This window comes from Anaeromicropila herbilytica (assembly GCF_016591975.1).
In the GTDB taxonomy this organism is placed as follows: Bacteria; Bacillota; Clostridia; order Lachnospirales; family Lachnospiraceae; genus Anaeromicropila; species Anaeromicropila herbilytica.
The window spans coordinates 4,939,184-4,952,725 of record NZ_AP024169.1; the positions used below are offsets into that span (position 1 = coordinate 4,939,184).

Here is a 13,542-nt window from a genome sequence, read left to right on the forward strand (position 1 = left end):
AATAATATACAATTTATAAGTATAATTATTAAATGAACGAATTTGAGGGTATACCTTAAGTATTTTTTTAATGCTACATATTTATATCTGGAACCGATTAACAATCTGATCTAGTTGTCCTATGGTTCTATTTAAAGTATCAATTAGTACTCCCATAGAGTTTGTATTATTTTTCTGCTCTTCAACACTTGCTGCAATTTCTTCTGAAGAAGAGGAGATTTCTTCTGAAGTAGCTGATATTTCACTAAACGTATTAAGAACATCATCACGACTCATGCTTATATTTTCTATAGAGCCATGTAATCTATCAATATGATTTGAGATGTTACTTACCTCTACATTAATTTCACTAAATACCTGATTTGTTTTATCTAATGCTGACGAACAGTGATTTGTAGATTGTTCCATTTCAGCCATATTTTCTATTGTGACTGTAATTTCCGTTTGAATCTCTTTAATAATCTGAGTGATTCCATTGGTTGCTGTTGCTGTTTGCTCTGCTAACTTTCTAATTTCTTCTGCAACTACTGCAAATCCTTTTCCATTCTCTCCTGCTCTAGCTGCCTCAATCGATGCATTTAATGCGAGAAGATTAGTTTGTTCTGCAATATCATTTATTGTCTGGCTTATTGTACTGATAGAGCTTGATTTCTCTGCTAACATATTTACATTATCTGATGTCTTATGTTGCATCCCACTTAGTGAATGCATTTTTTGCAATAAGTCTTTCATGTAAGTATAGCCTCTTGTACTATGTTCCTTCATATCTCTTGATGTTTCATGAATGTTCTTAGTATCATCAATTACATGGTCAATCTCTTCAGAAAGTCCAGACAATTTTTCGATTCCTACTTGAGAATCTTCTGCTTGTGCTTCAATCGCCGTAGAGATTTCAGAAATGGATAACGCTACCCCTTCTAGAGATGTTAGGTTACTTTCAAATATTTGATTCACTTCATGAGACTGGTTGGTTACCAATACTGATGTATCTTGAAGCGTCTTCACAATCTGTACTAAATTATCTCTTAATAATATAGCAGCTGTCGACATCTTACCGATCTCATCTTTTTGCTTGGAATACCTCTCATATTCCTTATCATTATCTAATTTTGCTAATTCAAAGTCACTGATTCTATTGATGTACTCTTCTACCTTGATAATTGGATTTGAAAACTTTTTACTAAATAAATATGTAATAATAAATGTAATAATTAAAGCAACCAAAATTACAATAATCGAAGTGTAAATCATATGATTGATGCTCTTTGTGTATACTGAGACTGGTGTAACCATAATAACTTTCCAACCACTTGCTGTAATATCTGACTTTACAAGATACTTCTCTTTGTGGTCATAATCTCTAACTTTTATTAAATTTTTACTATCAATTGCCCTTTTATATGCTCCAGATAAGATAGAACTTAGATTCACTGCTTTGTCTTTTGTTGGCAAATAATCTTTATTTGGATGAACAATGACATTATTATCTTTATCTACGATAAATACATATTTATCATCTGCATTCTTTGCCCATTCCTTCATATACTTTGATAGCGTTTGTAATCCAATGTCCATTGAAACTACGCCACTAAGCATATTATTTTCTTTAACAGGTGCAGATACTGAGATTGCCATGGCCTGTTTTGTTAGATCAAAGTATGGCTTAGCATAACAAATATTATCATTCTCTTTGGCAATCTGATACCACTCTCTTGATGTTGGATCATAATTCGCATCTGGCTTCCACCCTGAGCCGTCAATAAACTGCTTATTTGCATATCCATAATAAACATCTGTCACATCTTCTGTGCCGCCTGTGATATTGATTAGTAACTTTGTTATAGCATCTGTTTGCGTCATTCCAATCGATGGAAGGCTTGTCTGCATTGTTTTTATAACTTGTCCTTTACTTGATAACCAAGTATTGATTTGTTCTGCATACTTATCTGTCTCAACCTGATTTTCTTTATTTATGCTATTTAGTAAGGTTGAATACGCTATTGTGCTATTAATTATTGACGAAATAATTAGACTCCCTAATAGAATACTCGAACATACTATAATGATCTTTGTTTTTATACTTTTCATATAAACTCCTCCTTTAGTTAATAAATGTTATCTTAACAAAATGATATTCATTTATTTTTATAGCTTATATTATATGCAAATAGATCAAAACACTATTAACCGAATAATGTAAAAATATAAAAGGGCCTAATTCCGAAGAATTAAACCCTTTTGTCTAATTTATTTATTGATTTATTATTCATTAAAACGCATAAATCAATTGCTATAATATTAGACTCATTATAAATATGTTCAAAAACAATATCAAGATATGTCGAGTAAATATTGTTTGCGTTATGTGTCAGTGAACTATTTCTTGCTTTACATAGCCAATATTATATATGTTAACTTTATATCTTAAATCTATTAATAATCTCATCCAATTGTCTTATTGAAACATTCAATGTATCTACAAGTTCTCCCATGGAACTTGTGTTACCTTTTTGTGCTTCAACACTTGATGCAATTTCTTCTGAAGAAGATGAGATTTCCTCTGAAGTAGCTGATATTTCACTAAATGTATTTAATACATCGTCTCGATTAATACTAATACTTTCAATTGAAGCGTGTAACTTATCAATGTTAGAGGATATGTTATTTACTTCTTCATTAATTACATGGAATACTTGATTTGTTTCATCCAATGCCAATGCGCAATGATTTGTAGAGTTCTCCATATCACCCATATTGGTTTTGGTTACTGTAATTTCTGTTTGAATTTCCTGAATAATCTGTGCAATTCCATTGGTAGCCCCCGCGGTCTGTTCTGCTAATTTTCTAATTTCCTCCGCTACAACCGCAAATCCTTTTCCATGTTCTCCTGCTCTTGCTGCTTCAATAGATGCGTTTAACGCTAAGAGATTGGTTTGTTCTGCTATATCATTGATAGTTTGACTGATCAAACTGATGGAACTAGATTTTTCAGCTAGGATACTTACGTTATCCGATGTTTTTTGTTGCATACCACTTAGTAGACTCATCTTCTCTAATAGGTCGCTCATATAAGAGTTACCTCTAGCATTATGATTTGTTACCTCTTTAGACGTCTCATGAATACTCTTTGTCTCAGTAATAACATTATCAATTTCTTTGGATAGAAGAGATAACTTTTCAATTCCCACTTGAGAATCCTCTGCTTGTGCTTCAATGGCTGTCGAGATTTCTCCAATAGAAGCCGCCACCCCCTCTAGAGATTCTAGATTCGTCTTAAAGATTTCTTTTACTTCATGAGACTGACCAATCACTTCAACTGAGGTTTCTTGAAGTGTTTTCACAATCTGTACCAGGTTATCTCTTAAGATTAAGGCAGCCTCTGACATTTTACCAATCTCATCTTTTTGCTTTGCAAATGTCTCATATTCAATATCTTTTTCTAATGTTGCTAATTCAAAATCACTGATTCTCTTCATGAAATCTTCTACTCGAATAATCGGTTTTGTGAGCTTTCTACTAAATAAATAAGTTACAATAAAGGTAATAGCTAATGCGCTAAGAATTACAATTACTGAAACAAGTACCATATGGTTTATACTTTTCGTGTAGACAGAAACTGGCGTAACCATAATAACTTTCCAACCGTTACTTTCAATATCTGATTTTACTACGTATTTATCCTTATTATCATAATCTTTTACTTTAACTAACTTTTTACTATCAATTGCCTTTTGATAAGCACCTGATAATATGCTGCTAAGATTCTTAGCTTCCTCTTTTGTTGGTAAATAATCTTTATTCGGATGAACAATGATATTATTATCCTTATCTACTATAAAGACATATTTATTCTCTTGATTATTGGACCATTCATTCGTAAACTTTGATAATATTTCTAAACCAATATCCATTGATACAACACCACTCAGGTTATTGTTCTCTTTCACTGGCGCAGAAATTGATATTGCCATGGTGTTTTTTATTACATCAAGATAAGGTTTTGTATAACTAATGCTATCATTTTCTTTTGCCGACTTATACCATTCTCTAGAAGTAGGATCATACCCTGCATCTGGAGTCCATCCCGTACCATCTATAAATTTTTTACTTTCCAGTGCAAGATAAATATCACCTACACCTATAGAATTTTTTGTCGTATCTGTTAATAATGGCTTGATTACCTTTTCATTTGAAGTGCCAATAGACTGGATATTCGACTGCATAGTTGCTATAATTTGTGCTTTATTTGTAAGCCATGTATTAACTTTCTCAGCATACTTATCTGTTTGCACTTGATTTTCTGTATTTATTGTGTTTAGCAACGTTGAATAAGCAACCATACTGTTAATTACGGATGATATTATAAGACTTCCTAATAAAACACTCGAAAACACCACAATAATCTTTGTCTTTATACTTTTCATTCATTTCCTCCTCAAGTAAATCACCAATACCGCAATTTAGCGATTTAGCAATATCAAATATGATTAGTTATATCTGATTACACAGACCCTTAATATCTTTTATATTTGTGTAGTAAAAAGGGGCTGAATTCATTCGAACCAACCCCTTTGTTTTATCTTTCGTATTATTTTATTCTTTCGTATTATATTATTCTTTCGTATTATATTATTCTTTTGTATTTTTCAACGTTTATCTTATTTGTATATTTTAATTATATTTGAATTTACGAATAATGTCAAGTTTTGTCGATATGAAGATCTATGGCAATTTTATCAATAGGACAGATCTAGATTGCCTAGACTACCTCCTAAACGGGTCATTTGTCGGGTAACTTATATCATTTCAATATTATGATTATACCAAATACCCCTTATTCTTAAGTGCCTGTTCAATCCGATCTAATATCTCCTCTGAATCTGCCTCTACCGTATGTAAATGCACACCATCTGCTAACTCTTTTAAAGGAACTGTTTTCTTTGTCTTAATCTTATTCACGAACTCATATACTTCCTGCCTTGTTGATATAATCAGGTCCGTTACTATCTGTCCATATATCTCATGTGATACAATTACATCTAATATCTTCCCACCAAAATCAACGATTGTACATAGTTCATCCTCAATCTCATCAGTTGTATGTTTCACTAAATAGCATCGATTTACCTTCTCTTTTTCCTGATAATAGAGAACATACCCTTTTGTAGTAGATAATATATTTTTATTCACTGCTCTTAACAGAGCAATATCCTGAACTATAATCTGCCTGCTAACCCCTAATTGTTTGGAGAGCTCACTTCCAGATATAGGTCTGGTACTTGTCTTTAATATTTCTAATATTTTTTCTCTTCTTTCTTTTCCTTCCATTGTATCACCTCGGTATTTTGTTCTATGTGTTACTATCATTTTTTTCTCATTATATCACACACATTGACTTTTTTAAACGTCATCATCCGCTTCCATAACCTCAAAATAAGTTAGTGCAAAAGATACGTTTCTTTCACACTAACTTATTTATTATTATCAAACTAATTTTTCTCTACATCTTCCACCAATTTAGGTTTTATGACATAATGTAACCCTTTTGCAATGAAATCTGGTGATAGTAAGATTGTTATCAATAGCGCAGTAGGAATGATTAACCAGTCTGGATGCTCTGGATATATCTTTTTAAATAGAACCATTCCGCCTAACCCATCAAATAAAATGTAAATGATACAACGGTGTATTGCGTATATTGATATTGAGTTCTTACCCCATTTAGTTATCAACAGCTTACGTTTTGGTACAAGCGCTATAATTAGAAATACAAGTACAAATACTAATGCATAATAACCTAATCTTAACATTGCATCAAACTGCGTAAAAATCTCCATCTCACTATAAGGATTTCTTCCCGTTAATAGTGGTCGTAAGTCATATAATAATTCTACCTTTACAATTACAATAAATGCTAAAGCGATAAAACTAATGAATCCTACTATTTTGATATAGTTTTTATCAAGCTTTTCAACTATTTTTTTAGGGTTCATATAATATCCTGCTAAAAAGAAAGGATAGAATACCAAAATTCTTGCTAATACTAGAAAATCTCTGATTGAACTATCATAGTTAACTAGGCATCCGGCAATAATTGCTATCATCATTGCATATTTCTTCTCTAATTTTTTCATGAATATGGTCATGAAGCAATATGCAAAGAGTGCAAAAGCGTACCAAGGACTTCCATCCTCTTCAAGCAAGCTCCAATCACCTTCTCCATTGATCATTCTTCTTGTAACAAAGATTAGAATCTTAATTACATAATATAGAATTAAATAAGAAAAAATATTAGAATACCTTTTCTCATCAATATTCTTCTTACTAAATAATCCTGAAATAAATAGAAAAGCAGGCATATGAAAAGTATATATAAATAAAAAAACTCTTCGCATATCAACCGAATTATCTGTATAATAATCCGCCATATGTCCGATAACAATTGTAAAAATTAGAAGTGCCTTTAGATTATCCCACTTTGCAATTCTCTTTTTTTCTACAGGTGCATTGAATTCCATTTTTATCTGTTCCTCGTTTCAATATTCTTCTACAATATAATTATATGGAATAATTTATAGATTACAAGGGTATGGCAAATTGTATTTAAGAAAATACTATTTCTTCTCGCTATATTATTCATCCTTGTAGTTATATTGTATACATTATTGTTTCTTAGTATTTTTATGTTTATTCATTATACAAGCTAGTGTTAAGTTAAAAGCAAGGTTATTTAAATAACAATAACGTCCATTCCTGTAAATTGACGGCAGGCCTAAATTAATAATTATACATCAATATACACATTGTAAGATATAATAGGCTATTTGACCCCAACATCAGTAAATATGAAAAATTAAAAGTAATGGGTAGAAAAATAAAAAACGAAATGTTATACTTAAATATCTTAATAATAGATATTTAAATAAGCCTTTAAGGCTTTTCACACTCTAATCTTATCTAAAACCGAAAGGAGATACCCTATGTTCCGCTTATGGGCGAAAGTATTTAAAGATAATCGAATGCTAAGAGATACTGTCATCTGCAACGATGATTCCACTCTCAATCGCACTCGTAAAATATATGCTGCAATTGACGAAATCTGTAATGAATTTGATCTATCAAAACCAATATGGTTAGACTCAACAATTGCTGACTTTAAAAAGCATGATAAAACTAGATTTAGTCAAGACAATTTTATTGATCATGTTGATTTTGATTTTCTTGAAATCCAGGTAATTGAAGAAGATACGGATTACTAGTGTGAAATTATAGTGTTTCACACCCCTGATTATTATGTCGCCATAGGCGACGGATGGGAGCTAGATGAAGAACAAAACTCTTTCTTTTCTATTTTTATGTGTTGTATTACTATTTATCGTTTCTTATGGCATGAATTGGATAACTATTAAATATAATAGCAATAAGAATTCAATCAAAAAGAATGAAAGTAAGGTAGCCATGAACATCAAGGATGATAAAAAAGATCGTAACTTAATATCAGCTTCCATTAGCCCTACAGAAGAGGATGTAACAGATAAAGAAGCGCTATCTATTGCAAGCATAGCTAGGTTAGATGTTAATACAATAATTAATACCAAAAATATATCAGATGCTGAACTTGAATCCTATTTCTACGCAGAAGAAGTTCCCGATGATGTCTTTGAACGAATGTATTGTCTTTCCTACAAGAAAAATTGCACGGTCCCTCTTAGTGATCTGAATTATGTACGCGTGCTTTACTATGGTTTTGATGACAAAACACATATTGGTGAACTTGTTGTCAATCGGCAAATTGCTGATGATACCATAAACATTATGCGAGAACTGTACCATGCTAAGTATCCTATTGAGCGAATGCAACTTATTGATGATTATTCAGCAGATGATGAGAAATCAATGACTGCAAATAATACCTCCTGCTTCAACTATCGTTCTATAGCAGGAAGCAAGAAGTTATCCAAACACAGTGAGGGCCTTGCCATTGATATTAATCCATTTTACAATCCCTATGTTAAAACGGTAGATGGTAAAGAAATAATATCACCACTTCAAGGTGTTACTTATGCCGATCGCTCATTAAAGCTCCCTTACCTAATCAAAGAGAATGATGTATGCTATCAGACTTTTCATAAATACGGCTTCACTTGGGGAGGTTCTTGGCATTCTCTAAAAGATTATCAACATTTTGAGAAGGATCTTTCTTCAAACTAATATTGCTCAGAAAAAAAGTTGCTACCTATGATTTATCATCATAATGTAACAACTCTTTTTTTATTATAATCTCTTAAGAAGTTCTTCTCTTTGCGCTTCGAATCCTGGTTTTCCAAGTAAAGCAAACATATTCTTCTTGTAGCTCTCAACACCTGGTTGATCAAATGGATTCACTCCTAAGATATATCCACTTACACCACAAGCAAATTCAAAGAAATAGAATAATTGTCCTAATGAGAACTCATCTTGTGTAGGTACGTTAACTAAAAGGTTAGGAACATGACCGTCAGTATGAGCAAGTAAAGTACCTTTCATTGCACTCTTATTGATGAAATCTACTGATTTACCAGCAAGATAGTTAAGTCCGTCAAGATCTACTTCTTCTTCCTCTAAGATAATCTCGCAAACTGATTTTTCTAAGCTCATAACTGTTTCGAACATAGTTCTTTGACCATCTTGAATAAATTGTCCCATTGAGTGAAGGTCAGTTGTTAAATCAACTGCTGCTGGGAAGATACCTTTTTGATCTTTTCCTTCACTTTCACCAAATAATTGTTTCCACCATTCATTAACGAAATGAAGTGCTGGTTCATAATTTGCTAATACTTCAATTGATTTTCCTTTACGAAGTAAGATATTTCTTACTGCTGCATATTTTACGGAATCGTTTTCAGCAAATGAGTTGTTGATACAACGTTCTCTCATTGCTGCAGCACCTTTCATAAGTTTATCAATATCAGCACCGCTAACTGCGATTGGAAGTAAACCAACTGCTGTTAATACTGAGAAACGACCACCTACGTCATCTGGTACAACAAAACTTTCATATCCTTCTTCAGTAGCAAGATTCTTAAGAGCACCCTTTGCTTTATCTGTTGTAGCATAAATTCTCTTAGCAGCTTCTTCTTTACCGTATTTTTCAATAAGAAGTTTCTTGAATACACGGAAAGCGATTGCTGGTTCTGTTGTTGTTCCTGATTTACTAATCATATTAATAGAGAAATCTCTATCTCCGATTACTTCTAATAAATGGCTGATATAAGTACTGCTAATGTTGTTACCAACATAATATATTTCTGGAGTTTTTCTGATTTCTTTTGATACAGAATTATAAAAACTGTGTCTTAAGAATTCAATTGCTGCTCTTGCACCAAGATAAGAACCGCCAATACCGATTACTACAAGAACTTCAGAATCATTTTGAATCTTAGCTGCTGCTTTTTTGATTGCTTCAAATTCTTCTTTATCATAATTTACTGGAAGGTCAATCCAACCTAAAAAGTCATTACCTGCACCAGTCTTATTCAGTAATTGGCTCTTTGCGTTCTCAGCAACTGATTCCATCATCTTGATTTCTTCTGCTGATATAAATCCATTGGTTAAACTGTAATCAAATGAAACTTGATTTGACATGAAATACACTCCTTTTATCTAATTCTACGTTATTTATCAATCCTTATTTTAGCAAAGTGAATTATTTTTAGCAACCGATTTTTTTAAGGAATGCATCATTCTATGGCATTAAAAAAAATGCTACTCCATACTCCTCAGAATATTGAATAACATTTTTTTAATTTTACATATTATTTTTATATATTTTTCACGAATAAGATGTCTTTTAAGGCTATGCAAGAAATTCTTTTAAAATATCTTCTATAATCTTCTCTTCATTTTCAGTAAATTCGTATGATTTTAAAGTTTTCTTACTTTCTTTTCTTTCAACCACTTCATTTCCTTGATTTTGCACAGTTTCCTTATGTACCGTTTCTTTTTGGAGTTCTTCATTTAATGTACTATTTTTATTCTTACGATTTGATTCCTGGTTCACAGCCTCTTCCTTAGTGGCAGCAAAACTGTCTGCAGTTCTAAGCTTTTCTTTATTATAAAGAGCTTCTCCTTCTTTTACGCCTTTTGAACCTTTTGCTTTCAGCAGATTCTCTTTACGCTTTTCAAATTCCTTCACAACCATATCCGTTGTGATATCTTCCAATTTAAATTCCGATTTTTCATTACCATTTTCTAACATTGATTTTACAATGCTACTAATAAACTCTTCCATTTCTTTTTCTGAATTATGATTTACCTTTGTTTCTGAATTTGAAGAAGTTAAGTTAGCATCTTGTTTCTGAATTATTTTAATTAAAGAATCCTTTTTATTTTCTTTGACTATTTCTTCTCCATTTTTCTTCTCTGTATTATGTAGCCTAGAACTTCTACTTTCTTTCTTTAATTCTTCTTTTTGTCTTTCTCTTAAAGAAAGCTCTTTTTCTTTTTTCTGAGATTCTTTTCTTTTTTCTTTTTCTTCTTTTCTTTCTCTCTTTAATTCTTTTCGATCCTTTTTGATCTGCTGTTTACTGCTTACCATGGATAAGATCTCATTATACTCACTCTTATAGTCTTCTAAAGATTCCGAACTGATATATTCTTTTTCCAATCTAACTTTTAGGAAATTATCAAGATAATCACTAATATTTGCTTTTAATACACATCGCTTAGCAGGAAGATTGAGTAAACTTTCAAACATTATCAACAAGGAACTTGATAGTATACCAGTAAAGAATGTGGATAAAATATCATTTCTTCCACACTCGTTATATAGCCCTAACCCCGCACTAACAGTGCCTGTGAGCATACATAGTATAAGAATTAATCCACCAAGATTCTCCCATGTGTATAACAAGATTCCACTGAATTTATATCGATATACATACTTATCCACAAAAACATCCACATTATTAACACCTATCTTCAATTTATAACAAGCTTCAAACTTTAATTTTAGCATTTTCATCAATTTATTGGAGGTTGTCCCCATATTTTCCGATGCTCTTATTAATTTTTGATATACAATTGCTATGATAAACTTAATCAAAAGTCCCATCAAGCACATTGCCCCCATTATGTATATAAATACATTTTTGTCAAACAAGTCTTGTATCATAAATAAATCTCCTCTCATTCCCATTAATTTACAGTTATTATATACCAATATTTTACATTTGAAAAGAGGAACATAAAAAAACCGTTCAACAAAAATTTAGGTTATCCTTGTTAAACGGTCTTTATCTATGGCTTGTCTTTGGTTTTCGACAGAATTTATATTCTCTTTACTAATTCACTTACTAATTTAACGGTATGCTCAATTGCCTTTGCTTCAAACTCACTGTAGTCCATTTCTGCACTATGATCTGCCTTATCAGAGATTGCACGAATAATTAAAAATGGGATATTATTTAAGTAAGCAGCTTGCGCAATGGATGCTCCCTCCATCTCAGTACAATATGCCTTGAAGGTACTTACTAACCATTCTTTCTTCTCTCTATCAGAGATAAATTGATCTCCACTTACTACTCTTCCAACAAAAGTATTAATATCTGGATTCACTTCTTCGCACACTTCTTTTGCTACTGCAACTAATTTTTCTTCTGCTACGAATGTGGATTGTTCCATTCTTGGGATAACTCCAACTTCATAGCCGAATCCTGTCGCATCCATGTCATGTTGAATGGCATCGTTTGATAATACAATATCACCTATATTAATTTCATTTTTTAGTGATCCCGCTACTCCTGTATTAATTACAGCGGACACCTCATAATCATCTACTAAGATTTGTGTACATATCGCAGCATTAACTTTACCAATGCCACTTCTTACGATAACTACCTCTCTACCGCATAGCTTTCCTTTATAGAATTCCATAGAAGCTTTTTGACTAACAGACTCTATTTCCATCTTATCTTTCAAGATATTAACTTCTTCTTCCATTGCTCCAATAATACCGATTATTTTCATATTTATGCCCATTCCTTTCTGTATTCCATCTTATTTTATCCTAATACACTTTATATCCTCAATATTTCCTATTAATAAAATATTATCATATCTATTATCAAATGATTCACGAAATAGATGACCCATTCTAAAATTATAATATAATAATCGAATACATTATACTATAAGTCGAATATTATTTATAGATAAATAAATATTTTTATACTATATACGTCTATAATCTTAAAACCAATTGCAAAATTACATCCTCTAGTATAGAATTAGCATTATAGATACAACTCATATATAAATAAGATAGTGTGAAGTAAAAAACATTTCATTACCTAACACTTATATAAACGAAAGGATTATAATAACATGAACTATAAAACTTCTGGTGTATGTAGCAGAGAGATAAATTTTGATATTGAAAATGGCATCATTAAAAATGTAACTTTTTCCGGTGGATGTGCCGGTAATACAGCTGGTATTTCTAATTTAGTAGTCGGAATGCCTGTAGATGAAGTAATCAAAAGACTAGAAGGTGTTACTTGTGGTCCAAGAAAGACATCATGCCCGGATCAATTAGCAAAAGCTCTAAAAGAATATGAAGCTGCTCACGCGCAATAAATAGGCGATGTCGCCTTTGGCGACGGATGGGAGCTAATATGAAGGCACTAAAACGAATCTATATTGAGATTACAAATATTTGTAATCTCAACTGTAGTTTTTGTCCACCTTTAGAGCGTGACAAAAGCATCATGAGTATACAAAACTTTGAAACAATTATTGAAAAAGTAAAACCGTTTACTGACTATGTCTATCTGCATGTAAAAGGGGAGCCCCTTCTTCATAAAGACCTAGCTACTATATTAGAGTTATGTGGTAAGCATAAACTTTATGCGAATATAACAACAAACGGAACGAAATTATACGAGGTGAGAGAGACCTTATATCAGGCACCCTCTCTTAGACAGATTAATGTATCTTTGCATAGTTTTGAATCAATTACCGAAGAAAACTTAGATCAACTTCATCTATTTTTAGATGAAGTTATTTGCGTGGTGAAACATTTAAGAGACCATACCAATACAATTACTTCTTTAAGACTATGGAATCTTGATAAGACAAAGGATAATGCTTCGAATATTCGTAACAAACTTGTCTTAAATCGACTGCAAGATGCCTTCTCGTATTGTGGAAACATCAAAGAAGAACTTGGTACCAAGAGAGGCTTTAAATTATCCGAAAGAATATATCTAGAGCAGGACTACGAATTTGCTTGGCCAGATCTATCCTTACCTGTAATTAGCAATACAGGCTATTGCTATGGATTAAAGACACAATGTGCCATTCTTGTTGACGGAACTGTCGTTCCTTGTTGCCTTGATGGCAATGGAAAAGTTCCTTTAGGGAATATACTAACAGATGAATTAGATAATATCCTTTCTTCTCCTCGTGCCAATGCAATGAGAGAAGGATTTGCGAATCGAAACGTCGTTGAAGAACTATGTAAACGATGTGGATATAGAGAACGATTTTAAAAGTTTGGAGGCA

11 protein-coding genes are annotated in these 13,542 nt (G+C 32.0%); 4 read left to right on the forward strand and 7 right to left on the reverse strand.

The window, feature by feature from the left end:
- Positions 1–81: 81 nt before the first annotated feature.
- The 4 genes from bsdtb5_RS21065 to bsdtb5_RS21080 all read right to left on the reverse strand — a co-directional run bounded on the left by bsdtb5_RS21065 (position 82) and on the right by bsdtb5_RS21080 (position 6,518).
- Positions 82–2,088: a methyl-accepting chemotaxis protein gene (locus bsdtb5_RS21065; protein ID WP_271713912.1), complete on the reverse strand. Its 2,007-nt coding sequence runs from the start codon at positions 2,086–2,088 to the stop codon at positions 82–84.
- 329 nt (positions 2,089–2,417) lie between these two features.
- Positions 2,418–4,424 (reverse strand): methyl-accepting chemotaxis protein, encoded by a 2,007-nt coding sequence (locus bsdtb5_RS21070; protein ID WP_271713913.1) that lies wholly within the window; start codon positions 4,422–4,424, stop codon positions 2,418–2,420.
- A gap of 394 nt (positions 4,425–4,818) precedes the next feature.
- Positions 4,819–5,367: a transcription repressor NadR gene (locus bsdtb5_RS21075; RefSeq protein WP_271713914.1), complete on the reverse strand. Its 549-nt coding sequence runs from the start codon at positions 5,365–5,367 to the stop codon at positions 4,819–4,821.
- A 122-nt stretch (positions 5,368–5,489) separates the two neighbouring features.
- On the reverse strand, positions 5,490–6,518 hold the full coding sequence (locus bsdtb5_RS21080; protein ID WP_271713915.1) for an acyltransferase family protein: 1,029 nt from the start codon (positions 6,516–6,518) through the stop codon (positions 5,490–5,492).
- Positions 6,519–6,980: 462 nt separating this feature from the next.
- Here bsdtb5_RS21080 and bsdtb5_RS21085 point away from each other — a divergent pair, with 462 nt between their 5' ends.
- Both bsdtb5_RS21085 and bsdtb5_RS21090 read left to right on the forward strand, forming a co-directional pair.
- Entirely contained in the window at positions 6,981–7,259 is a 279-nt protein-coding gene (locus tag bsdtb5_RS21085; protein ID WP_271713916.1) for a hypothetical protein, read from the forward strand.
- Positions 7,260–7,323: 64 nt separating this feature from the next.
- On the forward strand, positions 7,324–8,211 hold the full coding sequence (locus tag bsdtb5_RS21090; RefSeq protein WP_271713917.1) for a M15 family metallopeptidase: 888 nt from the start codon (positions 7,324–7,326) through the stop codon (positions 8,209–8,211).
- 63 nt (positions 8,212–8,274) lie between these two features.
- On the opposite strand, the gene bsdtb5_RS21095 is transcribed toward bsdtb5_RS21090, so the two are convergent.
- From bsdtb5_RS21095 to bsdtb5_RS21105, 3 genes are all read right to left on the reverse strand, one after another.
- Positions 8,275–9,624, reverse strand: coding sequence for a glucose-6-phosphate isomerase (locus bsdtb5_RS21095; RefSeq protein WP_271713918.1), 1,350 nt, complete (start codon positions 9,622–9,624; stop codon positions 8,275–8,277).
- A 211-nt stretch (positions 9,625–9,835) separates the two neighbouring features.
- Positions 9,836–11,152 (reverse strand): hypothetical protein, encoded by a 1,317-nt coding sequence (locus bsdtb5_RS21100; RefSeq protein WP_271713919.1) that lies wholly within the window; start codon positions 11,150–11,152, stop codon positions 9,836–9,838.
- Positions 11,153–11,307: 155 nt separating this feature from the next.
- Positions 11,308–12,000: a 5'-methylthioadenosine/adenosylhomocysteine nucleosidase gene (locus tag bsdtb5_RS21105; protein WP_271716159.1), complete on the reverse strand. Its 693-nt coding sequence runs from the start codon at positions 11,998–12,000 to the stop codon at positions 11,308–11,310.
- A gap of 363 nt (positions 12,001–12,363) precedes the next feature.
- On the opposite strand from bsdtb5_RS21105, the gene bsdtb5_RS21110 reads away from it, so the two are divergent.
- Together bsdtb5_RS21110 and bsdtb5_RS21115 are read left to right on the forward strand one after the other, a co-directional pair.
- Positions 12,364–12,615: a TIGR03905 family TSCPD domain-containing protein gene (locus bsdtb5_RS21110; RefSeq protein ID WP_271713920.1), complete on the forward strand. Its 252-nt coding sequence runs from the start codon at positions 12,364–12,366 to the stop codon at positions 12,613–12,615.
- A gap of 38 nt (positions 12,616–12,653) precedes the next feature.
- Entirely contained in the window at positions 12,654–13,529 is an 876-nt protein-coding gene (locus tag bsdtb5_RS21115) for a radical SAM/SPASM domain-containing protein (protein ID WP_271713921.1), read from the forward strand.
- Positions 13,530–13,542 lie beyond the last annotated feature (13 nt).